We start from the raw sequence: 24,003 nt of genomic DNA, 5'->3' as shown, positions 1-24,003 counted from the left end.
GCGGATTTCTAGGAGTCAACTTAAGGTGCGGGCAACCCTCCCAGCCCGACGAGAGGTGACACCCCCCATGAGACGCAAGCCCTCCCTCTTACGACCGCTCGCGGCGGCCGTGGCCGTCGCCCTGGCCCTGATCGGCTGGACGGCCCCACCGGCCGCGGCCGCGGGCCCGAACCTGGCCGCCGGGAAACCGGTCACGGTGAGCAGCACCACCGACGTCTACGGCGGCGGCAACGCCACCGACGGCGACCAGGCCACCTACTGGGAGAGCGCCAACAACGCCTTCCCCCAGTGGATCCAGGTGGACCTCGGCTCGGCCGTCAGCGTGAACGAGGTGGTCCTGAAGCTGCCCTCCACGTGGGAGCCCAGGACGCAGACGCTGACGGTGCAGGGCGGCACCGAAGGCTCGCCGCTCGCGACGCTCTCGGCCTCGGCCGTCCGCACGTTCGCCCCGGCGGCGACGATCACCTTCACCGCGGCGACCGTCCGGTACGTCCGGGTGACCGTCACCGCCAACACCGGCTGGCCCGCCGCCCAGGTCTCGGAGTTCGAGGTGCGCGGCCCCGGCTCGGGCGACACCCAGGCCCCGTCCGCGCCCGGTGGCCTGGCCTACACCGAGCCGGTCGCCGGCCAGATCAGGCTGACCTGGACCGCCGCCACCGACAACGTGGGCGTGACCGGCTACGACGTCTACGCCAACAACGCGCTGCGCGGCAGCGTCGCCGGGAACGTGCTGACCTACACCGACGCCCAGCCCGGCACGCTGACGGTCTCCTACCAGGTCAAGGCCAGGGACGCGGCGGGCAACCAGTCCCCGGCGAGCAACACCGTCACCCGCACCGGCAGCGGTGGCGGCGGCTCCAACCTGGCCGCCGGCAAGCCCATCACCGCCTCCTCCTACGTGCACACCTACGTCGCCGCCAACGCCGACGACAACAGCGTGACGACGTACTGGGAGGGCGCGGGCGGCAGCTATCCGAACACGCTGACCGTGCAGCTCGGCGCGAACGCCGACGTCTCCTCGGTCGTGGTCAGGCTGGACCCGGCCGCCGCGTGGAGCACCCGCACCCAGACGTTCCAGGTGCTCGGCAGGGAGCAGGGCGCCTCGGGGTTCACGAACCTGGTCTCCTCGGCGGCGTACACGTTCGACCCGGGCTCGGGCAACACGGTGACGGTGCCGGTCGGCGCGCGGGTGGCCGACGTGCGGCTCTCGTTCACGGCCAACACCGGGGCCCCGGCGGGGCAGGTGGCCGAGCTGCAGGTCATGGGCGTGCCCGCGCCGAACCCCGACCTGACCGTGACCTCCCTGTCCTGGTCGCCGCAGGCGCCGGTGGAGACCGACGCGGTCACGCTGTCGGCCGTGGTCAGGAACGCCGGCAACGCGGCGTCGGCCGCGACCGACGTCGCCTTCTCCCTCGGCGCCGGCAAGGTCGCCACCGCGAACGTGGGCGCGCTGGCCGCGGGCGCCTCGGCGACGGTGACCGCGAACATCGGCGCCCGGGACGCCGGCAGCTACCCGGTCACCGCCAAGGCCGACGACGCCGGGACCGTCATCGAGCAGAACGAGTCCAACAACTCCCTCACCGGCCCGTCCCCGCTGGTCGTCAAGCCGGTGGACACCTCCGACCTGGTCGCCGCGCCGGTCTCCTGGACGCCGGGCAACCCGGCCGCCGGCAGCACGGTCGCCTTCTCGGTCGCGATCAGGAACCAGGGCACGGTGGCCTCCGCCGCCGGCGCGCACGGCGTCACGCTGACCGTCGCGAACGAGGCGGGCACGGTCGTCAGGACCCTGACCGGCGCCCACAGCGGCGCGATCGCCGCCGGCGCCACCACCGCCCCCGTGTCCCTGGGCACCTGGACGGCCGCGGGCGGCAGGTACACGGTGAAGACCGTCATCGCGGCCGACGCCGACGAGCTGCCGGTCAAGCAGGCCAACAACACCAGCGTCCAGCAGCTCTTCGTCGGCCGCGGCGCGAACATGCCGTACGACACCTACGAGGCCGAGGACGGCGTGACCGGCGGCGGCGCGCAGGTCGTCGGCCCGAGCAGGGACGTCGGCACGGTGGCCGGCGAGGCGTCGGGCCGCCGAGCGGTGACGCTGAACCAGAACGGCTCCTACGTCGAGTGGACCACCAAGGCCGACACCAACACCCTGGTCACCCGCTTCTCCATCCCGGACGCCCCGGGCGGCGGCGGCACGAGCTCGACCCTGAACATCTACGTCAACGGCGCCTTCCACAAGGCCATCGACCTGACCTCGAAGTACGCCTGGCTGTACGGCGCGGAGGCGAGCCCCGGCAACTCCCCCGGCGCCGGCCCGGCCCGCCACATCTACGACGAGGCCAACGTCATGCTGAACGCCACGGTCCCCAAGGGCAGCAGGATCAGGCTGCAGAAGGACCCGGCCAACAGCACGACCTACGCCATCGACTTCGTCAGCCTGGAGCAGGTCTCGCCGGCCGCCAACCCCGACCCCGCGCACTACGCCGTACCGGCCGGGTTCTCCCAGCAGGACGTGCAGAACGCCCTGGACAAGGCGCGCCAGGACACCAGCCTGACCGGCGTCTACCTGCCCGCGGGCACGTACCAGACGACGGGCAAGTTCCAGGTGTACGGCAAGGCCGTCAAGGTGGTCGGCGCGGGCCCCTGGTACACCAGGTTCGTCTCGCCCTCGGGCCAGGACGGCACCGACGTCGGCTGGCGCACCGAGGCGTCGTCGAACGGCTCGACGTTCGCCGGGTTCGCCCACTTCGGCAACTACACCTCGCGCATCGACGGCCCCGGCAAGATCTTCGACCTGTCGAAGGTCTCGAACATCACGATCGACGACATCTGGGTCGAGCACCAGATCTGCATGTTCTGGGGCACGAACGTCGACCACGTCACGATCAGGAACTCGCGCATCAGGAACACCTTCGCCGACGGCGCGAACTTCACCAACGGCAGCACGAACAACCTGATCACCAACGTCGAGACCCGGGCCACCGGCGACGACAGCTTCGCGCTGTTCGCGGCGATCGACAACGTCAACGCCGACCAGTCGGGCAACGTCTTCGAGAACATCACCTCGCTGCTGACCTGGCGGGCCGCGGGCGTCGCGGTGTACGGCGGCCAGAACAACGTCGTGCGCAACGCCTACATCGCCGACACCCTGGTCTACTCGGGCATCACGATCAGCTCGCTCGACTTCGGCATCCCGATGCGGGACTTCGGGCCGGGCCAGACGAAGTTCGAGAACATCTCGCTCGTCCGCGCCGGCGGGCACTTCTGGGGTCAGCAGACGTTCCCGGCGATGTGGATCTTCTCCGCCTCCAAGAAGTTCACCGCGATCCGGGTCACCGACGTGGACATCGTGGACCCGACCTACAGCGGGATCATGTTCCAGACCGGCTACTCCGGCCCGAGCACGCCGCTGAACCCGGTCACCGACACCGTGTTCACGAACGTGTCGATCTCGGGGGCGCACCGCAGCGGCGACGCCTTCGACGCCAAGTCGGGCTTCGGCATCTGGGTCAACGAGCTGCCCGAGCCGGGGCAGGGCCCGGCGGTCGGCTCGGCGACGTTCGGCAATCTGCGGCTGAGCGACAACGCGACGAACATCCGCAACACGACGAGCACGTTCACCCTCAACGTGAACTGAGCCCGTCCCGACGTGCCGTCCGGGTCCGCGGGGGCCCGGACGGCACGTCCGCGATATGACCTAAATGGTATGCAAGCTCCGTGGACAACTTTAAAGTTTCTTTACATAATCCGATGAACCCGCTGGTCGCGGGCCCGCGCTCGGGCGACGAAAGGGTTGTCCACCATGAAGCGAACGCGCCGTCTCCTCGTCGTGCTGCTGGCCTCCGTCCTGGCGGCACTGGGCGTCCTCGTCGTCCAGACCTCCGCCCAGGCGGCCAACCTCCTCACCAATCCGGACTTCGAGACCGGATCCCTGTCGCCGTGGTCGTGCACCGGCGGGCTGGGGTCGGTGGTCTCCACCCCGGTCCACTCCGGCACCAAGGCGCTGGCCGCGGCGGCCAGCGGGTCCGACACCGCGCAGTGCACCCAGTCGGTGCCGGTGCGGCCGAGCACGACGTACACGCTGAGCGCGTGGGTGCGCGGCAGCTACGTCTACCTCGGCGTGACCGGCGGCTCCTCCTCCTGGACGTCGTCGGCGGGGGCGTACACGCAGCTCACCGTGTCGTTCACGACCACCGCGAGCCAGAGCACCGCGGTCATCTTCCTGCACGGCTGGTACGGGCAGGGCACCTACTACGCCGACGACGTCAGCTTCGACGGCCCCGGCGGCACCGCCTCCCCCACGATCACGCCGACGGTCACCCCGACCGTGACGCCCACGGTCACCCCCACCGTGACCCCGACCGTCACGCCCACCGTGACCCCGACGGTGACGCCCACGGTCACGCCGACCGTGACGCCGACCGACACCACCTGCCCGACCAAGCCGCGCCCGGCCGGCAAGGTGATCCAGGGCTACTGGGAGAACTGGGACGGCGCGATCAACGGCGTGCACCCGCCGCTCGGCTGGATCCCGATCACCGACCCGCGCATCAAGGCGCACGGCTACAACGTGATCAACGCCGCGTTCCCCGTCATCCGCTCCGACGGCACCGTGCTGTGGGAGGACGGCATGGACGCCACCGTCAAGGTCGCCACCCCGGCCGAGATGTGCCAGGCCAAGGCCGCGGGCGCGACGATCCTCATGTCCATCGGCGGCGCGGCGGCCGGCATCGACCTCGGCTCCAGCGCCGTCGCCGACCGGTTCGTGGCGACGGTCGTGCCGATCCTGAAGAAGTACAACTTCGACGGCATCGACATCGACATCGAGACCGGCCTGACCGGCGGCGGCAGCATCACCCAGCTCTCCGCCTCGCAGTCGAACCTCATCCGGATCATCGACGGCGTGCTCGCCCAGATGCCGGCCGGGTTCGGCCTGACCATGGCGCCGGAGACGGCGTACGTGACGGGCGGCAGCGTGACGTACGGGTCGATCTGGGGCGCGTACCTGCCGATCATCAAGAAGTACGCCGACAACGGCCGCCTGTGGTGGCTGAACATGCAGTACTACAACGGCAGCATGTACGGCTGCTCCGGCGACTCCTACTCCGCCGGCACCGTGCAGGGCTTCACCGTGCAGACCACCTGCCTGAACAACGGCCTGACCATCCAGGGAACGACGATCACCGTGCCCTATGACAAGCAGGTGCCGGGCCTGCCCGCGCAGCCGGGCGCCGGCGGCGGGTACATGGCCCCCTCGCTGGTCTCGCAGGGCTGGAACGCCTTCAACGGCCAGCTCAAGGGCCTGATGACCTGGTCGATCAACTGGGACGGCTCGAAGGGCTGGACGTTCGGGGACAACGTCAAGGGCCTGCAGGGCCGCTAGGGACAGGACGCGGCGGCCTTCCGGCGCGCCAGGGGCGCCGGAAGCGCCGCCGTGTCCGCGCCGCCGTGTCCGCGAGATAACGCTTGGCTGTGAATCCGGCCCACTGGTTTGCCGCGTTTGCGGGGGCATGGAACGCTCTAGGCAAAAAGCGCTGAGGACCAGGTGGGGATTCAGGTGTCAACAGTAAGCGGGCGGACGGCGGCGCGGCGTTCTGGCCGGTTGGCCACCTGCGTCATGGGGTTCGCCGCCATGGCGCTGCTCGCGGCCGGCTGCTCCCTCGGCGCCACCGCCGACAAGGAGACCACCGGCGCCCAGCCGCCGCCGGCGTCCTCGCCCGCCGCCACCGCCGAGGCGCTGAAGCCGCCGCCCGTGGACGCCGACTGGCCGCGCTGGGGCCTGACCCACACCGGCGTCAGCGCCAACAACATCACCCCGCGCCTGGAGCAGGACGTCGCCCGCGCGCTGTCCGAGACGCCGATGCTGCAGAACCAGCACATCATGGGCTTCGGGGCGCTCAACCCCGAGCCGCGGCGGGGCGAGTACTTCTGGGAGGACCTCGACAGCCGGACGAACTTCATGCGGGAGTCCGGCGGCACCGGCGTGATCACGCTGTGCTGCGCCCCCGACTGGATGAAGGGCGGCCCCGAGGGCCCGACCGAGGAGTCGGCCTGGAAGGAGCACCTGGAGGACGCGCCGTACCCGGAGCACTTCGACGACTTCGCCAAACTGGCGGCGACCGTGGCCGAGCGCTACCGGGACGTCAAGTACTTCATGGTCTGGAACGAGTTCAAGGGCTTCTGGCGGGACCACAAGAAGCCCGCGGACTACAAGGGCTACACCGAGCTGTACAACAAGGTGTACGACGCGGTGAAGGCGGTCCGTCCGGACGCCAAGATCGGCGGGCCGTACCTGGGCTTCGACAGCGACAGCAAGGGCGACACCGAGCTGCGCGGCCCGTGGGGAGCGGTCAACCAGCACGCCCTCGACGCCTTCGAGTACTGGTTCAAGAACAAGAAGGGCGCCGACTTCGTCGTCGTGGACGGCGCCTCCCCCACCGAGACCCACGAGCTGCTGCCGGACGCGTTCGGCGCCCTGGGCAAGTTCGGCGCGATCACCAAGTGGCTGCGCGAGAAGACCGGCGACCTGCCGGTGTGGTGGTCGGAGTGGTACTTCGTGCCCGAGGACGGCACCGTCTGGGACGAGCCCATGCGGCTGGCCGTGCAGGCCGTCTCGATGATGGAGTTCGCCCGGAGCGGCGCGAGCACGGCCCTGTACTGGAACCCGCAGGCCAAGGACGGCGAGTGCCGGGCCTGCATGTGGGAGCCGCGGACGGGCGCGCTGATGCCCACCGGCAAGCTGGTGAGCGACTTCACCCGCTGGTTCCCGGCGGGGGCCGAGCTGGAGCCGGTCACCTCCTCCGACCCGCGGGTGCGGGTGCTGGCCCAGCCTCAGCAGCTCCTCGCGGTCAACACCGCGGGCAAGCAGGTCACCACGACGGTGGACGGCAAGGAGCTGACGCTCAAGCCGTACGAGATCAAGTGGAGCGACCGCTAGCCGGAGGCGGCGCGCGGTGATCACACGGGCGAGATGGCGGTCCGGTATGACGGCCGCCATTGATCCGGCTGACCCGCCTTGACACGATGCGCAAGATCCCGTGTCAATCCATCGAGGGAACTTGCGCATGTTGAAGCTCCGACCAGGGCTGAGCGCGCTCGTCGTGATCGCGTCGCTCAGCCTGACGACGCCGCCCTCGCAGGCGGCCCCGCGCGGCGCGCCCGCCTGCGCGCCCGGCACGACCGTCACCACCGACTCGGGCCAGGTGTGCGGGATCGCGGGCGAGGGCCTGCGCTCCTGGCTCGGCATCCCCTACGCCGCCCCGCCCGTCGGCGACCTGCGCTGGACGCCCGCGCGCCGGGCCACGCCCTGGCCCGGCGTGTTCTCCGGCACCGGGCGGGGCAGCCCGTGCCCGCAGGCCGAGCTGCTCGGCTCCCCCTCCGAGGACGAGGACTGCCTCAAGCTCAACGTCGCCGCCCCCGAAGGGGCGCGGAACCTGCCCGTCATGGTGGAGTTCCATGGCGGCGGCTTCCGGTACGGCGCCCCCTCCGACGGCTCCTACCTGGCCAGAGCGGGTGACGTCGTGCACGTCGGCGTCGGCTACCGGCTGGGCGTCCTGGGCTTCCTGTCCCACCGGGCCTTCGGCCGGAACGCCGGCAACTACGCCCTGTCCGACCAGCAGGAGGCGCTGCGCTGGGTGCGGCGCAACATCGCCCGCTTCGGCGGCGACCCCGGCAACGTGACGATCTTCGGGGCCAGCGCCGGCGGGTCGAGCGTCTGCGCGCACACGGCGTCGCCGACCGCGAAGGGCCTGTTCGAGAAGGGGATCGTGCAGAGCGGCGAGTACAACTCGGTGCGCGGCGTGAACACCTTCTGGCAGCCGCAGGACTGCAAGGCCGAGCTGCCCACGCAGGCCGAGGCGCAGGCCCAGGGCGGCCGGTTCGCCGCCGCGCTCGGCTGCGAGCAGGCCGCCGACCCGGCCGCGTGCCTGCGGGCCAAGCCGGTCAAGGCGCTGCTCGACCAGTCCGGCGACGGGCTCGGCCCGGACCGCGGGACGATCGCCCCCATCGTGGACGGCCGCATCCTGACCATGTCGCCGTCCCGGGCGTTCGCCAGGGGCAGGGTCAACAAGGTCGCCCTCATGCACGGCGTGGGCCGCGACGAGGTCCAGCTCCCCGCCGCGAACACCCCGGCCGAGTACGAGACTTCGGTCCGCCGGCAGTACGGCCCCCTCGCCCCCGAGGTGCTCGCCCGCTACCCGCTGGCCAGGTTCCCCGCTCCGGCGGCGTTCATCGCGTACCGGACGATCGTGGCCGACAGCAACTCGGTCTGCCCGGCGCTGCTCAACGACGAACGGCTGGCCGCGCACCTCCCGGTGTACGCCTTCCAGGTGGACAACACCGACGCGCCGCCGCTGTTCTTCCTCGACCGGACCAAGCCGAACGGCGCCTTCCACATCAGCGAGGCGCCCTTCCTGTACTCCGACGTCAAGGACCTGGACGCCAACCAGCGCTCCTTCGGCGCCCAGCTCGTCGCCCAGTGGACGGGCTTCGCCCGGACCGGCGACCCGACCGCGGAGGGGACCCCGCTGTGGCCCCGGTACACCCGCACCGACCCCGCCGTCATGTCCCTGGCCCCGGCCGGTGACAGCCAGGTGACGCGGGAGATCGCCCGGCAGCACCAGTGCGCGTTCTGGAACAAGGAGGCGACCTCATGATCCGGCTGCTGACCGCGCTCTGCCTCGCGCTGCTGCAGGGCCCCGCGCCCGCGCAGGCGGCGACCGGCGGCGACTGGCCCATGTGGCAGCAGGGCCCGCTGGGCTGGCGGCACAACGCGGCCGAACGCGCGATCAACCCGCGCACGGTCGGCGGCCTCGCGCTGAAGTGGGCCTTCGCCTATCCCAAGGAGGCCGGCACGCCGCGCAGCCAACCCGCCGTCGTGGGCGACACCGTGTACTTCGGCTCCCCCGAAGGCAAGCTGTACGCCAGGGACGCCGCCACCGGCGCCGCCCGCTGGGAGTTCGACCTGACCACCGTCGGCACCGGCCGCACCCAGGTGCAGGACGGCCCGGCCGTGGCCAGGGGCAAGGTGTACTTCGGCGACGTGCGCGGCTGGTTCTACGCCGTCGACCAGCGCACCGGCCGGCTGTCCTGGGCCCGCCGGCTCGACGACACCGTCACGGCGATCGTGACCAGCTCGCCCCTGGTCTTCGGCGACCGCGTCTACGTCGGCGTCTCCAGCGGCGAGAACATCCTCGGCAAGGAGCACGCCTGCTGCACCTTCCGCGGCCACCTCGACGCCATGGACGCCGACACCGGCCGTCCGGTCTGGCGCTTCAGCACCGTCCCGAAGGCCCGACAGGACGGCACCTGGCCCAACGGCGTCCCCCGATACGCCCCCTCGGGCGGCGGCGTGTGGAGCTCCCCCGCCCTCGACCCGGTCACCCGCACCCTGTACGTGGGCACCGGCCAGAACTACACCGGCAGCGCCGGCCACTACGACTCGGTGCTGGCGCTGGACATCGACACCGGCCGGCCGCGCTGGACCCGGCGGATGACCGACGTGGACACCTGGCGGCTGGAGTGCTCGCTGCCCACCCCTGAGGACCGCGAGTACTGTCCGAACTTCCCCGACGGCACCGCGCTCGACTTCGACCTCGGGGCCGCGCCCAACCTGTTCAGGGCGGGCGGGCGCGCCCTGGTCGGCATCGGGCAGAAGGCGGGCGTGTACCACGTGCTCGACGCCCGTACCGGGAAGATCGTCTGGCAGCGGCAGCTGTCCAAGCCGATGCCCGGCGGCGGCCTGTCCGGCGTCCAGTGGGGCACCTCCTTCGACGGGCAGCGCCTGTACGTGGCCACGTACATGGCCCAGCCCGGCACCCTGTTCGCCCTCGACCCGGCCACCGGGCACCTGCTGTGGGAGACGCCCAACCCGGCCGACGGCTGCGCCACCGGCGGCGCGGCCCAGTACCCGAACGTCTGCCGCCTCGGCCACACCCCGGCCGTCTCCAGCACGCCCGGCCTGGTCTGGGAGGGCAGCATGGACGGCAAGATGCGGGCCTACTCGGCGCGCACCGGCGAGGTCGTGTGGGCCTACGACACCATGCAGGAGGTGCAGGGCGTCAACGGCCTGACCGGGCGCGGCGGGGCCGTCTCGGGCGGCGGCGGGGCCGTGGTGTCGCACGGCATGCTGTTCGTCCAGTCCGGGTACTCCTTCACGCCGTACCCGAACCCGTACGGATCGGTGTTCCTGGCCTTCAGCCTTCCGTAGGCGCCGCCGGGGCGGTCGAGCCGCGCACCACCAGCTCGGTCGCCAGCTCGACGTGATGGGAGTCGATGCGCTCGCCGGCCGCCAGCCGCAGCGCGGTGCGCAGGGCCGCCCGGCCCATCTCGCGCAGCGGCTGGCGCACGGTGGTGAGCTGCGGCGAGGCCATCCGGGCGATCTGGGTGTCGTCGAAGCCGACGATGCTCAGGTCCTCCGGGATGCGCAGGCCGCGCGATCTGGCGGCCTCCATGACCCCGAGCGCGATCTCGTCGCAGCCGGCGAAGATCGCGGTCGGGGGCTCCGGGAGGTCGAGCACGCTCGCGCCGTTGACCAGGCCGTCCTGGTAGTGGAAGTGGGCGGTGCGGACGTAGCCGGGCGGCTCGGGCGCGCCGGCCGCCTCCAGCGCCGCGCGGTAGCCGTGCAGGCGGGCCTGGTTGCAGGCCGAGGTCGGCGGGCCGCCGATGTAGGCGATGCGGCGGTGGCCCAGCGACAGCAGGTGCTGGGTGGCGGTCAGGCCGCCGGCGAAGTTCGTCGAGCCGACGCTGGTCACGCTGGTGGTCGGCAGGTTGAGCGGGTCGATCACGACCAGCGGCAGCCGGGCCCGCGTCAGCGCCCCGAGCTGCGCGCCGGTCAGCTCGCTGGTCACCACGATGAGCGCCCGCCGCCCGGCGGCGACCAGGTCGCGCGCCCAGCCGCCGGTGCGCTGGTGGCTCTTCCTGATGCTGACGACGACCGACGTCTCCAGCTCGTCGCCGGCCTCGATCGCGCCGTGGATGATCTCGGTGGAGTAGGCGTTGAGGTCGTCGTCGAACTGCACCTCGACCGTGGCGGGGCCGCCCGCCTCGCCGCGGCGCGGCGTGGCGGGCACGTAGTCGTGCTGCTGGAGCAGCGACTGCACCAGCGAACGGGTCGCCGGGGCCACGTCGCTGCGGCCGTTGAGCACCTTGGAGACGGTGGCGACGGACACGCCGGCCGAGGCCGCGACGGTGGCCAGCGTGGCGCGCCTAGGAGCCGGCATCTGTTCCTCCTCGGATCTCCACGGGTGTGACCAGCCGCCTGCCCGCGCCGGCGGGCCGCGTCGGCCCGGTCAACCGGACCACGCCGCGGCACGGCAGGTCGGCGGCGGACGTGCCGACGAGCACCTCGACGTCTCCTGGCTCCACGACGCGCCGCAGGTCGCGCCCGGTGAAGGCGGTCCTGTCGGTGTGGACGAGGAAGGAGACCCGCCTGCTCTCGCCCGGTTCGAGGTGGACCCTGGCGAAGCCGGTGAGCTGCTTCACCGGCCTGGTGACCTGGGCGAGGACGTCGTGCAGGTAGAGCTGCACGACCTCGTCGCCCGCCCGGCCGCCGGTGTTGGCGACCCGGACCGAGACGGTGAACTCGCCGTCGGTCGGGACCTCGGCGGCGCTGATCCGCAGGTCGCCGACCTCGAAGGAGGTGTAGGAGCGGCCGTGCCCGAAGGGGAACAGCGGGGTGGGATCGAGGTTGCTGATGCCCTTGCTGTCGGCTCCGAGCGGGGGCTGCAGGTAGGTGCCCGGCTGCCCGCCAGGATGGCGGGGTATCTGCACGGGAAGCTTGCCTCCAGGCTGGACACGACCGCTCAGTATACCGGCGATCGCCCCGCCGCCCTCCTCTCCCGGCATGAACGCCTGGACCAGCCCGGCGGCTCCGGCGTGCGCCTCGCCGAGCGCGTACGGGCGGCCGGAGACGACCACCACGACGACCGGCGTGCCCGTCGCGAACAGCTCGGCCAGCAGGTCGGCCTGGAGGCCGGGCAGCCGCAGGTCCTCGGCGTCGCAGCCCTCGCCCGACGTGCCCTGGCCGAACAGCCCGGCCAGGTCGCCCACGACCGCGACGCACAGGTCGGCCGCGCGGGCGGCGGCGGCGGCCGCGGCGAAGCCGGACCGGTCGCCGCCCTGGACCGCGCACCCCGGCTCGTGCACGACCTCGGCGCCGGGCAGCTCGGCGCGCAGCGCGTCCAGCACGGTCGGGGCCTCGACGCCGAGCCCGAGCCCGGGGTAGCGGGGCAGCACGTGGTTGGGGAAGGCGTAGCAGCCCATGAACGTGCGCGGGTCGTCGGCGCACGGGCCGACGACGGCGATCCGGCCGAGGCCCGCGCGCAGCGGCAGCGCGGTCCCGGGGTCGAGCAGCACGATCGAGCGTTCGGCGAGCTCGCGGGCGAGGGCGCGGTTGGCGGCCGAGTCCAGCTCGACGTCCGGCGCGCCGGCGACCGAGCCCTCCGGCGTCCAGCCGGGGTCGAGCAGGCCGAGCTGCACCTTCTGGGTGAGCAGCCGGCGCGCGGCGCGGTCGATCAGCGACTCGGGCAGCTCGCCGCGGCGCACCCGCTCGACCAGGTGGGCGCCGAAGCCGAGGGTGTCGGGCAGCTCGACGTCCACGCCCGCGGCCAGCGCCTGCGCGCCCGCGTCCGCCGGATCGGCGGCCACCTGGTGCATGGTCGCCAGGAACGGGACCGCCCAGTAGTCGGACACGACGGTGCCGGTGAACCCCCACTCCTCGCGCAGCAGCTCGGTCAGCAGCCAGGAGTCGACGGCGGCGGGCACGCCGTCCACATCGGAGTAGGAGTTCATCACCGAACGGGCGCCGCCCAGGGTGATCGCCGCCTCGAACGGCGGCAGGATCATGTCCGTCAGCTCGCGGCGGCCCATCGGGACCGGGCCGTGGTTGCGGGCGGCCCGCGAGGCCGAGTACCCGGCGAAGTGCTTGAGCGTGGCGATCACGCCGGCGCTCTCCAGGCCGCGCACGTACGCCGCGCCGAGCATCGAGACGAGGTACGGGTCCTCGCCCATCGTCTCCTCGACCCGGCCCCACCGGTAGTCGCGGACCACGTCGAGCACCGGGGACAGGCCCTGGTGGGCGCCCACGGCGCGCATGTCCCGCCCGATGGCCGCGGCCATCCGCTCGACCAGGCCGGGGTCGAAGGTGGCGGCCCAGGCGATGGCCGCCGGGTAGACGGTGGCGCCGTAGGTGGTGAAACCGGTCAGGCATTCCTCGTGCACGAGGGCGGGGATGCCGAGCCTGGACAGCCCGACGACCTCGCGTTGCAGCCGCACCACCTCGGCGGCGCCCTCGGCCACCGTCACCGGGACGCTGCCGAACACGCGGGTCAGGTGGCCGAGCCCGTGCCGGGCGGCCTCGCCCAGGGGCACGGTGCCGGAGGCGGCGAAAACGTCCTGCATGGGGGCCACGTTGTGGGTGCCCGTGCCGTCCGGGTCGGGGGCGGGGGCCGCCTCCTCGTGCGCCATGTCGTTGCCCACCCACCGGCTGCCGAGCTGGGCGACCTTCTCCTCCAGCGTCAACTCCTGCAGGAGGGCCTCGACACGCTCGGCCACGGGAAGCGCCGGGTCCAGCCACGGACCGAGGACCCGATCCGCCGGGGTCCGATCTAGAGCCGTCATGAACTGCACTCCTTCAAGAGTTCTGCCGCAAAGTTTCGAAACATTTCGGAGCTGGGCCTGCCACCTGCACAATGCCGCAACCGGCGCAGAATAGCCAGCTAGATGCCCGCGCGAGATTACTACACAGGCCCGGCCGCCGCCCAGCTCCGTTTCCGCGACAGAGGTCTTGACAGGGTAATGGTCGAAATCTAGATTGACGTGCCGCGCGGTCATGTCGCAAATGTTTCGACTAGTTCACTCAACGGCGAGCGGACGAGCGGCATTGGGGGGTTTGCCGATCCGACCGCCGGCCAACGCGTCCCAAGGACAACCGAGCCGCGGCCAGGCCACGGCATTCGAGTACGGAGATCAGCGTGGAGACCAGGACAACCTCTCGCCGCACCTTCCTCAGCCTCTCGATGGGGCTGCCCCTGGGAGCCGCGCTCGCCGCCTGCGGCACGTCGGGCCCCACCCGCGCGGGTGGCGGCGGACCGACCGGCGGCGGTGGCGGCGGCGGCGCCAAGGCCACCTACTGGTACCTGTCGGTCGAGCCGCAGGAAGGCGTGCGCCGCCGGGCGATCGAGCGCTTCAACAAGGCCAACCCCGACACCCAGATCGAGGGCACGGCGTTCCAGAACGACGCCTACAAGACCAAGATCAAGACGGCCATCGGCGCCGGCCAGGCCCCCACGCTGATCTGGGGCTGGGGCGGCGGCACGCTGCGCAGCTACGTGCAGGCGGGCCAGGTCGAGGACCTCACGTCCTGGTTCTCCGAGAACGCCGCCGTCAAGGACCGGCTGTTCCCCTCCTCCTTCGGCGCGGCCACCGTGGACGGCAAGATCTACGCGATGCCGTGCGAGACCGTGCAGCCGATCGTCCTGTACTACAACAAGGAGGTCCTGGAGAAGGTCGGCGTGCAGCCGCCGACGACCTGGGGCGAGATCATGGACATCGTGCCCAAGATCAACGCCAAGGGCATCGCGCCGTTCGCGCTCGGTGGCCAGTCGCGCTGGACCAACATGATGTGGCTGGAGTTCCTGTTCGACCGGATCGGCGGCCCCGAGGTGTTCCAGGCGGTGTTCGAGGGCCAGAAGGACGCCTGGTCCAACCCCGCCGCCCTCGACGCCCTGACCAAGATGCAGGACCTGATCAAGGCGAACGGCTTCATCAAGGGCTTCTCCTCCATCACCGCCGACTCCAACGCCGACCAGGCGCTGCTCTACACCGGCAAGGCCGCGATGATGCTGCACGGCGGCTGGACGTACGGCGGCATGAAGAACGACGGCGGCGACTTCGTCCCCGGCGGCCACCTCGGCTACATGAACTTCCCGCCCGTGGACGGCGGCAAGGGCGACCCGAGCAACACCGTCGGCAACCCCGGCCAGTACCTGTCGATCTCCGCCAAGGCCACCCCCGAGCAGAAGGAGATCGCCAAGAAGTTCCTCACCAGCGGCGTGCTCGACCAGACCGAGGTCAAGGAGTGGGCGGACACGGGGGCCGTGCCGATCGTCAAGGGCGCCGACGCGGCCTTCGCCTCCTCCCCCGACGCCGAGTTCCTGAAGTTCGTCTACGGCATCGCCAGCAACGCCAAGACCTTCGCCCAGTCGTGGGACCAGGCGCTCAGCCCGACCGCCGCCGAGGTGCTGCTGGACAACATCGCCAAGCTGTTCCAGCTGTCCATCTCGCCGCAGCAGTTCCAGACGAACATGAACGCGGTCATCGGCAAGTGAGCGTGATCCCGATCCCCGCCGGGCGGCGGGCGCCGGCGGCGGCCGGGCGAGGGGGCCGCGGCTCCCTCGCCTGGCTGGCCGTCCCGGCGTTGCTGCTCTTCGTCGCCTTCGGCGTGATCCCGCTGATCGGGGTCCTCGTCCTCAGCTTCACCTCCTGGGACGGGCTCGGCGACATCGGCTTCGCCGGCCTGTCGAGCTGGCAGGCCGTGCTCGCCGATCCCGGGCTGCCGCACGCGCTGTGGGTGACGTTCCTGGTGATGGCCGCGTCCTGGGCGGTGCAGACGCCGGCCAGCATCCTGCTCGGGGTGTTCCTGGCCGGCCGGCAGCGCTACCGGGCCGTGCTGTCGGTGTTCTACTTCATCCCACTGCTGCTCAGCTCGGCCGCCGTCGCCATCACCTACAAGGCGCTGCTCGACCCGAACTTCGGGCTCGGCGCCGGGCTCGGCCTCGACCTGCTGGCCCAGGACTGGCTGGGCGAGCCCGTCCTCGCCTTCAGCGTGGTGATCTTCGTGGTGTCGTGGCAGTTCATCCCGTTCCACTCGCTGATCTACCAGGGCGGCGTGCGGCAGATCCCGCGCTCGATGTACGAGGCCGCCCAGCTCGACGGCGCGGGCCGGGTGCGCACGTTCTTCAGCATCACGCTGCCGCAGCTCAAGTACACGATCATCACGTCCTCGACGCTGATGGTGGTCGGGTCGCTGACGTTCTTCGACCTGATCTTCGTGCTGACCGCGGGCGGACCCGGCGACGCCACCCGGGTGCTCGCCCTGGACATGTACAAGCGGGGGTTCCAGGCCAACCTGATGGGCCCGGCCAGCGCGATCGCGGTCATCCTCGTCCTCGTGGGCCTGGCGCTGGCGCTGCTGCTGCGCCGCCTCGGCGGCCGCGACGCCGCGGCGAGCCAGCTGGAAGGGGCCTGACATGGCGACGACGCTGACGAAGCCGGCGCGGCCGGCCGCCGGGGCGTCCCGGCCGGCGGGCGGCCCGGCCGCCGCCCGCCGCAACTGGGTGGCCGGGGTGGCCGGGTGGATCTGGCTGGCGGTCGTGGTGGTCCCGATCTACTGGATCGTCATCACCAGCTTCAAGGAGCAGAGCTCCTACTACGCCTCCAACCCGCTCGCGCCGCCGGCGGAGCCGACGCTGGGGGCCTACAAGCTGGTGCTGGAGTCGGACTTCGCGCTGTACTTCCTCAACAGCCTCCTCGTCACCCTCGGCGCGGTGATCCCGGCCGTCGGGGTGTCGTTCATGGCGGCGTACGCGATCGTGCGCGGCGGCGGGCGGTTCCTGCGCGGGGTGAACTCGCTGTTCCTGATGGGGCTGGCGATCCCGCTCCAGGCCACGATCATCCCGATCTACCTGATCATCATCCGGCTGCACCTGTACGACTCGCTGCTGGGCATGATCCTGCCCTCCATCGCGTTCGCGATCCCGCTGTCGGTGCTGGTGCTGTCCAACTTCATCAGGGACGTGCCCAAGGAGCTGTTCGAGTCGATGCGGCTGGACGGTGCCACCGACTGGGGCATGCTCTGGCGGCTGACCTTCCCGCTGACCCGTCCGGCCGTGGTGACGGTGACGATCTACAACGCGCTGACGATCTGGAACGGCTTCCTGCTGCCGCTGATCCTGACCCAGAGCCCGGACAAGCGCACGCTCCCGCTGGCGTTGTGGACGTTCCAGGGCCAGTACAGCGTGAACGTGCCCGCCGTGCTGGCCTCGGTCGTCCTGACCACGCTGCCCATCCTGATCCTCTACGTGGTGGGCCGCCGTCAGCTGCTCAGCGGGCTGACCGCGGGCTTCGGCAAGTGAGCGGCGGTCCTCCCCCGCGTGGGAGGGCCGTCCATCGCGGCGCGCACCAGGGCCTCGGCGTCCCCGGCCAGGACGGCCCGCGCCCGCCGGCGGCCGGCCGGCGGCGCGGCGCGCAGGGGGGCCAGCAGGCGCACCTCGACGGCCAGCCGCCGGGTCGCGGTCACCCGGAGCACCGAGGCGAGCAGCGAGTCCTCGCCCACGTAGCAGGCGCGGGTCGAGGGCCGGCCGTCCTCGCGGTAGCGCAGCGTGGCGGGCCGTACGGCGGCGCCCGCGTCGATCGCCGCCTGGAACACCGCCGGCCGGAAGTCGCCCATCCCGAGCCCGCACCACGTGGTGCCCTCGGGGAAGGCCACGACGGTGTCGCCCGCCCGCAGCGCCGCCGCCACGGCGGCGACCGCCGACGGCAGCGCGGACAGGCGTTCCCTGTCGATGAACAGCGCGCCCGAGCCCGCGGCCAGCGTGCGGACGACCGGCCAGGCGGCGATCTCCCGCTTGGCCAGCGGGCGCGCGGGCACCGCGGCCGCGACGACCAGCGGGTCCAGCCACGACACGTGATTCGCCACGACCAGCACCCCGGCCTCCCCACCTCCCTTTGACCCGGCGGCCCCGGCCCCGGCCCCCGTCGGTGGCCGGGGCGCCTCCGCCGGATCCTCGGCGACTAGGTCCAGGTGGATGCCCAGGGCGCGCAGCAGGAGCCGGGCCCACGTTCCGGTGACGCGCGCCCGCAGGTCCGGGCGGGCGTGGCGGAATGCCAGCGCCACCGGCACCCCGGCCAGCACCACCAGGGCCGCCGCGAGCAGCCGCAGCGCCCGGCGGGCCGCCCCCGCGCCCACGACCGCCGCCCCCACGCACATGTCCGGCGTGCACGGGCCCGTACGCAGCCAGGGGCCGGTCACGGCGTCCCGCCCAGGAAGTGACGCAGGTAGCGGGTGTTCACCTGGGCCATCGAGAGCAGCACGAAGAAGTCGGCCGTGCCGAAGTCCCGGTCGTGCGCGGGCGGCCCGCACACCCACGCGCCCAGCCGCAGGTAGCCGCGGAGCAGCGCGGGCGGCACGAACCGGTCGGAGCGCGGCGCGCCGTCGGCCGCCCAGGGCACGTGCGGCGTGACCCGGTGCTCCTCGGGGCCGAGCGGCACCCGTCCGGCCACCCCGGCCGCCAGCGCGCCGCCGTCGTCGAGCGGCACCGAGCAGCAGCCCGCCAGCCACTGGTGGCCGCCGTTCACCATGTACCGGGCGATCCCGGCCCACATCAGCGCGACCACCGCGCCGTCCCGGTGGTCCGGGTGCACGGTGGTACGTCCTGCTTCGACCAGGTTGTTGCGGATGGGGGCGAGGGCGCGCAGGTCGAACTCGCCGTCGGAGTAGAGCCGGTCGGACCGCCCCGGCGGCAGCAGCCGGTACGTCCCCACCACCCGCCGCCCCTCCCGCACCAGGAGGTGGTCGCAGTAGGCGTCGAACCGGTCCACGTCGAGGCCGGAGACCGGGCTGTCGAGCCGCGCCCCCATCTCCTCGGCGAAGACCTCGTACCGCAGCCGCTGGGCCGCCTGGAGGTCGGCGGGGCTCGTGGCCATGCCGACCGTGTACCGGCTCGTGTCAAGAGAGATCGTCATGGGCGCGGGGTCCTTCCCTGAAAGCGTCTCGCGACCATGTCGTCATGCCGACATGACGGCCGGCTCTCGCGTCGGGGGCACCCAGGCGTCGGAGCGGTGAACTAGCTCGCGGCCTCCTTCTCGCGGTCACGGCGGTTGGCGTACAGGCTGGTCAGGGTGACCGTGGTCAGGACGGCGACGATCACGCCGAGCGAGGCGAGCGTCGGGATCTGCGGCATCCAGTCCCAGACGCCGTGCGCCCAGTGCAGCATGAGCTTGACCCCGATGAAGGCCAGGATGACGCTCAGCCCGTGGTTGAGGTGGCGCAGCTTGGCCAGGACGCCCTGCAGCACGAAGTACAGCGCCCGCAGGCCCATCAGCGCGAAGGCGTTGGTGGCGAAGACCAGGAACGGGTCCTCGGTCACGCCGTACACGGCCGGCACGGAGTCCACGGCGAAGACGATGTCCGTGCCCAGGACGGCGACGGCGGCCAGGGCCAGCGGCGTCAGGGCCAGCCGGCCGCCCTCGCGCACGGCCAGCCGGGAGCCGCGGTAGTCGTCGGTGACCGGCACGAACCGGCGCACCAGCCGGACGCTGCGCATGGAGGAGATGTCCACCTGCTGCTCGTGGCCGCCGAGCACGTCCTTGAGGATCTTCCCGGCGGTGACGATGAGGATCGCGCCGAACAGCAGGAACGCCCATGTGCCGCTCTGCAGGGCGGCGGCGCCGAGCCAGATGAAGATGCCGCGCAGGACGAGCGCGCCGACGATCCCGTACAGCAGGACCTGCCGGGCCAGCGCGGGCGGGACGGCGAAGGCGGCCAGCAGCAGCATGAACACGAACAGGTTGTCCACCGACAACGACTTCTCCACCACGAACCCGGTGAAGAACTCCACGGCGACGCCGCCGCCGTGGTCCGCCCACAGGTAGAAGCCGAAGATCACCGGCAGCACCAGGTAGAACACCGACCAGCCGGCCGCCTCGCGCATGCGGACCTCGTGCGGGCGCCTGGTCAGGAGAAGATCCAGCGCCAGCAGCAGCACGAGCCCGGCGATCGCGACCAGCCAGAGGGTGGGCGTGGCGATGGTGGTCAGGGCGGGGGCAGCCTGCAATGTGCCCGGGGGCATGGGTCCTCCTCGAACGCGCGTCATCGTTCGAGGTCTCCTTCGCCCGTGCGCCGATCGCGCGGGCGGCCGCCCGGGGACGTCTGGGACGTCCGTACTGACCGGGCCGGCGCTTGCGAAGTACTCCCCTCGGCACCCTCAGCCTAGGCGAAGTCACGACATGTCACCACCTGTTGGCCCACCCCATCTGTGCGCTGCCCGCCATCAGGCGCAGGGTCATCGCCACCGGCGGTAGGTGACGACTACCTGACTGGCGGACGGAAAAGCGCTGACTGCGCCATTTACCGTTAGGAAACTTTCCTTTATATTTGGGACTATCCCCCAGCATGAAGGAACGGTGACATGCGCAGAGTATGGACCTTCTTAGCCATGGCGGCGGTCTCCGTCGCCACCGTCGTCGCGCTCTCCCCGCCGGCCTCGGCGCACGGTTACATCTCCGACCCGCCCAGCCGCCAGGCCAACTGCGCGGCCGGCAAGGTCAAGAACTGCGGCCAGATCATCTGGGAGCCGCAGAGCGTCGAGGGGCCCAAGGGCCTGCGCAACTGCAGCGGCGGCGACGCCCGGTGGGCCCCGCTGGACGACGACAGCAAGGCCTGGCCCGCCGCGTCCGTCGGCGACACGGTCAACTTCAAGTGGCTCATCGAGGCCCGGCACGCGACCAGCACGTGGGACTACTACGTCGGCAGCACCCGGATCGCCTCGTTCAACGACCACGGCAGGGAACCGGGCGCGACGGTGACGCACACGGTCAGCCTGGGCGGCCGGACCGGGCGCATCAAGCTGCTGGCCATCTGGAACATCGCCGACACGGAGAACGCCTTCTACAACTGCGTCGACCTCCAGGTGGGCCCCGGCGGCCCGACGCCGACCCCCACCGCCACCCCGACGCCGACCCCCACGCCCACCCCGACCCCCACGGTGACCCCCACCCAGGGCCCGACCGGCAACTGGACGGCGGGCACCGCGTACAAGTCGGGTGACCAGGTGGTCTACAACAACGTCACCTACCGCTGCCTCCAGCCGCACACGGCGCTGCCCGGCTGGGAGCCGCCGAACGTGCCCGCCCTGTGGCAACGGGTGTGATCGTCTAGCTCCGGTGCACGGGGGCGGTGCGGTCGGCCATGATGGACGGGCCGGCCGCACCCCCCTTCCGGAAGGACGCCGATGAAGCGACTCCTCCTCGCCCTCGGCGTCGTCGCCGGGGTGGCGGCGGCCGTCTGGGGCGCCGTCCTGGTGCTGTCCGCGACGGCCGATCCGACGCCGGCCAGGCAGCGATTGGCCGTCGCCCCGCTGGTGGTGCGCGACAGCGTGATCACCGACGGCGGCGGCCAGGTCGTCGAGAAGCTCGCCCCCGACTGCGCGGCCAGCCGCCACCCCGCCTTCTGCCGCCGGGTGCACGACGAGCTGACCGCGATCGACCCGCGGCTGCTCACCCGGGGCGGCCTGGTCGTGGCCACCACCCTCGACCCGCGGGCGCAGCAGGCGGCGCAGCGGGCCATCGACGCCCGGGTGCGCCCCGGGGACACACCGGTCGCCGTCGAGGCCATGGTGGCGCCCGGCAGCGGCGAGATCAGGGCGCTGGCGGCCAGCCGCGGCGACGGCGCGCACGCCCTGTCGCAGGGCTCCACGGCGATGGCGTACACGCTGGCGGCGGCGCTGTCCGGCGGCTTCCGCTACGACGACGGCTTCCCCCGCGCCCGCTCCTTCCAGGCCACCGGCTACGACTCCTTCACCAACTGCAAGGGCGAGAACGTCGGCGACCCCGCGCACACGATCGTCGGCCCCGGCGGCGAGGACGGCGGCGCGTTCACCACCCTGCGTTCGGCCGCCCGCGCCGTGCCGAACCCCTTCTTCCTGCGGCTGGAGGAGCGGGTCGGCCTCTGCCAGACCGTGCGCACGGCGCAGCGGCTCGGCCTCGCCCACCGCGACGGGACACCGCTGCGGGAGTACGAGACGTTCACGCTCGGCATCAACGAGGCGGACACCGTCACCGTCGCCGCCACCTACGCCACGCTGGCCGCCCACGGCCTGCGCTGCGTGCCGAGGGCCGTCAAGGAGGTCCGCGACGGCTCCGGCAAGGTGCTGCACGCCCTCGCCCCCCGGTGCGAGCAGGTTCTGGACGCGGCCGTCGCCGACGCGGTGACCGGCCTGCTGCGGACCGGCGGCCTCAGCCGGGACGCGGCGGCCCTGGCGGGCAGGATCCCCGACCTCGGGTCGGCCTGGTACGCCGGTTACACCCCCGACCTGGCCGCCGCCGTCAGCCTCGGATTCCCCGACGAGTCCGAGCCCCGCACGTTCCCCGACGGGTCCCAGCGGCGCCCGCCCACCGCCGGGCGCGATCGGCCCACGCTCACCGGCCTGACCGTCGGCGGACGCCGCTACGACACCGTGGACGGCACCACCATCCCCGGCCCGATCTGGCGGGCCTCGATGGCCGAGGCCCTGCGCGGGATGCCGGCGTCACGCTTCCCCGAGCCGGACGAAGCCCGCTTCGGCGGCTGCCGTCTGGCCTGCCCGCAGTAGGGCGTCAGCGCGCTCCCAGCAGCTCGGCCAGCCGGTCCATGGACCGGGCGCCGCCCTTGGGGCCGTCGGCGCGGACGATGGCGTCGCGCGCCTCGACGGACGGGTGCACCGACCGCGCCACGTACCGGGTACGGCCGCCGGCCTCCTCCAGCCGGACGGTCTCCAGAGCCACCTCGCCCGGCGTGCCCTCGAACTCCCACGTGCGCACGTACCGCTCCGGCGGCACGACCGCGTGGTAGACGCCGCCGAAGGCGTACTCCCGGCCGCCGGTGTCGGTGTTGACGAAGCGCCACCGGCCGCCCGGCGCGACCTCCATGGCGTCCACCCGGGTGTCCAGCCAGTGGGGGCCCCACCAGCGCGGGATCAGCGCCGGGTCGGTCATGACCCGGAACACGACGTCCCTGGGGGCGTCGAAGGTCCGGATCATGATGATGTCCTGGCGGCCGGGTTCGATGACGAATTCGGTCTCAGCCATGGTCACGTCCTTCCTCGCTGTGCCGGAGCCTGCTGATCTCCTGGTCGAGCCGGTCGAAGCTGCCGGTCCAGCGTTCGCGGTAGCGGTCGATCCACGCGGAGGCGCCCTCCAGGGGCTCCGTCTCCAGGCGGCAGGGCCGCCACTGCGCGTCGCGTCCGCGGCTGATCAGCCCGGCCCGCTCCAGCACCTTCAGGTGCTTGGACACGGCCTGCAGGCTCATCTCGAAGGGCTCGGCCAGCTCGTTGACCATCGCCTCGCCGTCGGCCAGCCGGGCGAGGATGGCCCGCCGGGTGGGGTCGGCCAGGGCGGCGAAGGTGAGGCTGAGCTGGTCGTCGGGCATCGGTGCGTACGTTCCTTCCTGGGCGGTCCCGACCCTAATGGTCCACGATCGCGCCGCAGGAGACGTTCACGGTCGCCGACGTCATGGTCCGGGCCCGGTCGGAGGCGACGAACGCCGCCACGTCGCCCACGTCGGCGAGGGTGGCGAGCCGGCCGAGCAGGGTGGGCTCGCGCAGCTCCGCCTCCAGCGCGGCCTTGCCCGGGAACGAGTCGGGGATGCTCTCCGGCACGCCGCCGGTGATCAGGGTGACCACGCGCACGCCCTGTGCCCCGGCCTCGCACGCCCACTGGCGGCGGATGCCCTCCATGGTGTCCAGCGACACCTTGAACCCGCCCAGCCCCGGCTGCGTCTGCGGCCCGCCGCCGCCGAACAGCAGGACGACCCCCGAACCGGCCATGTGCCGCACGGCGGCCCTGATGGTGAGGAACTGGGTGCGCGCGGCGACCTGGATCGGCCGCAGGAAGTCCTCGACGGAGATCTCGGCCAGCGGGCGCTGCACGTCCTGGACGGAGACGGCGTTGAACGAGACGTCGATGCGGCCCTCGCGGGCGGCCACCGAGCCGGTGAACGCGTCGACGGCCTGCTCGTCCAGCGCGTCGACGAGGGCGGTCTCCGCCGTGCCGCCGGCCGCGCGGATGTCGTCGGCGACCTTGTCGAGCGGGGCTTGGGTGCGGCCGGCCAGGAAGACGCGGGCGCCCTCGCGGGCGAAGGCGCGGGCCACCGCGCCGCCGATCGAGCCGCCGCCGCCGTAGACCACCGCGACCTTTTCTCGGAGAAGCATCTCTTCCTCCTTGTTCAACCCGTTGGTTTATCAACCTATA

At 72.2% G+C, this 24,003-nt stretch carries 18 protein-coding genes; 10 read left to right on the top strand and 8 right to left on the bottom strand.

Features of this window, described 5'->3' with window-relative positions; all coding sequences use genetic code 11:
- Nucleotides 1-67 precede the first annotated feature (67 nt).
- The 5 genes from AB0J46_RS27835 (at nucleotide 68) to AB0J46_RS27815 (ending at nucleotide 10,207) form a co-directional block, all read left to right on the top strand.
- Entirely contained in the window at nucleotides 68-3,637 is a 3,570-nt protein-coding gene (locus AB0J46_RS27835) for a discoidin domain-containing protein (protein WP_364336878.1), read from the top strand.
- Between the two features lie 165 nt (nucleotides 3,638-3,802).
- Nucleotides 3,803-5,383: a glycosyl hydrolase family 18 protein gene (locus tag AB0J46_RS27830; protein ID WP_364336876.1), complete on the top strand. Its 1,581-nt coding sequence runs from the start codon at nucleotides 3,803-3,805 to the stop codon at nucleotides 5,381-5,383.
- 219 nt (nucleotides 5,384-5,602) lie between these two features.
- A complete protein-coding gene (locus AB0J46_RS27825; RefSeq protein ID WP_364336874.1) occupies nucleotides 5,603-6,937 on the top strand; it encodes a xylan 1,4-beta-xylosidase in 1,335 nt (444 codons plus the stop codon).
- A gap of 127 nt (nucleotides 6,938-7,064) precedes the next feature.
- Nucleotides 7,065-8,654 carry a carboxylesterase family protein gene (locus tag AB0J46_RS27820; protein WP_364336872.1) on the top strand — a complete coding sequence of 530 codons (1,590 nt, stop codon included), beginning with the start codon at nucleotides 7,065-7,067 and terminating at the stop codon, nucleotides 8,652-8,654.
- A complete protein-coding gene (locus AB0J46_RS27815; protein ID WP_364336870.1) occupies nucleotides 8,651-10,207 on the top strand; it encodes a PQQ-binding-like beta-propeller repeat protein in 1,557 nt (518 codons plus the stop codon). The genes AB0J46_RS27820 and AB0J46_RS27815 overlap by 4 nt, the downstream gene beginning before the upstream one ends.
- Here the strand turns inward: AB0J46_RS27815 and AB0J46_RS27810 are convergent.
- Nucleotides 10,194-11,219, bottom strand: a complete 1,026-nt coding sequence (locus tag AB0J46_RS27810; RefSeq protein WP_364336868.1) for a substrate-binding domain-containing protein — start codon at nucleotides 11,217-11,219, stop codon at nucleotides 10,194-10,196. The genes AB0J46_RS27815 and AB0J46_RS27810 overlap by 14 nt on opposite strands.
- Nucleotides 11,206-13,617 (bottom strand): glycoside hydrolase family 3 N-terminal domain-containing protein, encoded by a 2,412-nt coding sequence (locus tag AB0J46_RS27805; RefSeq protein WP_364336866.1) that lies wholly within the window; start codon nucleotides 13,615-13,617, stop codon nucleotides 11,206-11,208. The genes AB0J46_RS27810 and AB0J46_RS27805 overlap by 14 nt, the downstream gene beginning before the upstream one ends.
- A gap of 353 nt (nucleotides 13,618-13,970) precedes the next feature.
- Between AB0J46_RS27805 and AB0J46_RS27800 the strand changes: the two genes are divergently transcribed.
- From AB0J46_RS27800 to AB0J46_RS27790, 3 genes are read left to right on the top strand one after another with little or no spacing between them, the layout of a single operon-like run.
- Complete coding sequence (locus AB0J46_RS27800) at nucleotides 13,971-15,326, top strand: extracellular solute-binding protein (RefSeq protein ID WP_364336864.1); 1,356 nt, start codon at nucleotides 13,971-13,973, stop codon at nucleotides 15,324-15,326.
- Nucleotides 15,323-16,246, top strand: a complete 924-nt coding sequence (locus AB0J46_RS27795) for a sugar ABC transporter permease (protein WP_364336862.1) — start codon at nucleotides 15,323-15,325, stop codon at nucleotides 16,244-16,246. The genes AB0J46_RS27800 and AB0J46_RS27795 overlap by 4 nt, the downstream gene beginning before the upstream one ends.
- A gap of 1 nt (nucleotide 16,247) precedes the next feature.
- On the top strand, nucleotides 16,248-17,132 hold the full coding sequence (locus tag AB0J46_RS27790) for a carbohydrate ABC transporter permease (RefSeq protein WP_364336861.1): 885 nt from the start codon (nucleotides 16,248-16,250) through the stop codon (nucleotides 17,130-17,132).
- Here the strand turns inward: AB0J46_RS27790 and AB0J46_RS27785 are convergent.
- The 3 genes from AB0J46_RS27785 to AB0J46_RS27775 form a co-directional block, all read right to left on the bottom strand.
- Nucleotides 17,093-18,028, bottom strand: a complete 936-nt coding sequence (locus AB0J46_RS27785; RefSeq protein WP_364336859.1) for a lysophospholipid acyltransferase family protein — start codon at nucleotides 18,026-18,028, stop codon at nucleotides 17,093-17,095. The genes AB0J46_RS27790 and AB0J46_RS27785 overlap by 40 nt on opposite strands.
- Nucleotides 18,025-18,741: a GNAT family N-acyltransferase gene (locus AB0J46_RS27780; RefSeq protein ID WP_364336857.1), complete on the bottom strand. Its 717-nt coding sequence runs from the start codon at nucleotides 18,739-18,741 to the stop codon at nucleotides 18,025-18,027. Before AB0J46_RS27780 ends, AB0J46_RS27785 begins: the two co-directional genes overlap by 4 nt.
- Before the next feature lie 101 nt (nucleotides 18,742-18,842).
- Entirely contained in the window at nucleotides 18,843-19,847 is a 1,005-nt protein-coding gene (locus AB0J46_RS27775) for a TerC/Alx family metal homeostasis membrane protein (protein WP_364336855.1), read from the bottom strand.
- Nucleotides 19,848-20,186: 339 nt separating this feature from the next.
- On the opposite strand from AB0J46_RS27775, the gene AB0J46_RS27770 reads away from it, so the two are divergent.
- Both AB0J46_RS27770 and AB0J46_RS27765 read left to right on the top strand, forming a co-directional pair.
- A complete protein-coding gene (locus AB0J46_RS27770) occupies nucleotides 20,187-20,927 on the top strand; it encodes a lytic polysaccharide monooxygenase (RefSeq protein WP_364336853.1) in 741 nt (246 codons plus the stop codon).
- Between the two features lie 81 nt (nucleotides 20,928-21,008).
- Nucleotides 21,009-22,367, top strand: coding sequence for a hypothetical protein (locus tag AB0J46_RS27765; protein WP_364336851.1), 1,359 nt, complete (start codon nucleotides 21,009-21,011; stop codon nucleotides 22,365-22,367).
- A gap of 4 nt (nucleotides 22,368-22,371) precedes the next feature.
- Here the strand turns inward: AB0J46_RS27765 and AB0J46_RS27760 are convergent, their stop codons facing one another.
- The 3 genes from AB0J46_RS27760 to AB0J46_RS27750 are packed head-to-tail and all read right to left on the bottom strand — an operon-like array spanning nucleotide 22,372 to nucleotide 23,963.
- The gene (locus tag AB0J46_RS27760; protein ID WP_364336849.1) at nucleotides 22,372-22,842 is read right to left on the bottom strand and encodes an SRPBCC family protein; all 471 of its coding nucleotides are present in this window, start codon (nucleotides 22,840-22,842) and stop codon (nucleotides 22,372-22,374) included.
- Entirely contained in the window at nucleotides 22,835-23,182 is a 348-nt protein-coding gene (locus AB0J46_RS27755) for a metalloregulator ArsR/SmtB family transcription factor (protein WP_364336847.1), read from the bottom strand. The genes AB0J46_RS27760 and AB0J46_RS27755 overlap by 8 nt, the downstream gene beginning before the upstream one ends.
- Before the next feature lie 34 nt (nucleotides 23,183-23,216).
- Complete coding sequence (locus tag AB0J46_RS27750) at nucleotides 23,217-23,963, bottom strand: SDR family oxidoreductase (protein ID WP_364336845.1); 747 nt, start codon at nucleotides 23,961-23,963, stop codon at nucleotides 23,217-23,219.
- Between the last annotated feature and the right edge of the window lie 40 nt (nucleotides 23,964-24,003).

The organism is Nonomuraea sp. NPDC049758 (genome assembly GCF_040674635.1).
Taxonomy (GTDB): Bacteria; Actinomycetota; Actinomycetes; order Streptosporangiales; family Streptosporangiaceae; genus Nonomuraea.
The sequence above is the reverse complement of the archived record's forward strand: the minus strand, read 5'-3'. Positions and strand labels throughout refer to the sequence as shown.

What these genes read in the sequence shown, in the direction of transcription:
- AB0J46_RS27835 (WP_364336878.1), top strand. Translation starts at nt 68, where the DNA reads ATGAGACGCAAGCCCTCCCTCTTACGACCGCTCGCGGCGGCCGTGGCC.
- AB0J46_RS27830 (WP_364336876.1), top strand. Translation starts at nt 3,803, where the DNA reads ATGAAGCGAACGCGCCGTCTCCTCGTCGTGCTGCTGGCCTCCGTCCTG.
- AB0J46_RS27820 (WP_364336872.1), top strand. Translation starts at nt 7,065, where the DNA reads ATGTTGAAGCTCCGACCAGGGCTGAGCGCGCTCGTCGTGATCGCGTCG.
- AB0J46_RS27815 (WP_364336870.1), top strand. Translation starts at nt 8,651, where the DNA reads ATGATCCGGCTGCTGACCGCGCTCTGCCTCGCGCTGCTGCAGGGCCCC.
- AB0J46_RS27810 (WP_364336868.1), bottom strand. Translation starts at nt 11,219, where the DNA reads ATGCCGGCTCCTAGGCGCGCCACGCTGGCCACCGTCGCGGCCTCGGCC.
- AB0J46_RS27805 (WP_364336866.1), bottom strand. Translation starts at nt 13,617, where the DNA reads ATGACGGCTCTAGATCGGACCCCGGCGGATCGGGTCCTCGGTCCGTGG.
- AB0J46_RS27790 (WP_364336861.1), top strand. Translation starts at nt 16,248, where the DNA reads ATGGCGACGACGCTGACGAAGCCGGCGCGGCCGGCCGCCGGGGCGTCC.
- AB0J46_RS27780 (WP_364336857.1), bottom strand. Translation starts at nt 18,741, where the DNA reads ATGACGATCTCTCTTGACACGAGCCGGTACACGGTCGGCATGGCCACG.
- AB0J46_RS27775 (WP_364336855.1), bottom strand. Translation starts at nt 19,847, where the DNA reads ATGCCCCCGGGCACATTGCAGGCTGCCCCCGCCCTGACCACCATCGCC.
- AB0J46_RS27770 (WP_364336853.1), top strand. Translation starts at nt 20,187, where the DNA reads ATGCGCAGAGTATGGACCTTCTTAGCCATGGCGGCGGTCTCCGTCGCC.
- AB0J46_RS27765 (WP_364336851.1), top strand. Translation starts at nt 21,009, where the DNA reads ATGAAGCGACTCCTCCTCGCCCTCGGCGTCGTCGCCGGGGTGGCGGCG.
- AB0J46_RS27760 (WP_364336849.1), bottom strand. Translation starts at nt 22,842, where the DNA reads ATGGCTGAGACCGAATTCGTCATCGAACCCGGCCGCCAGGACATCATC.
- AB0J46_RS27755 (WP_364336847.1), bottom strand. Translation starts at nt 23,182, where the DNA reads ATGCCCGACGACCAGCTCAGCCTCACCTTCGCCGCCCTGGCCGACCCC.
- AB0J46_RS27750 (WP_364336845.1), bottom strand. Translation starts at nt 23,963, where the DNA reads ATGCTTCTCCGAGAAAAGGTCGCGGTGGTCTACGGCGGCGGCGGCTCG.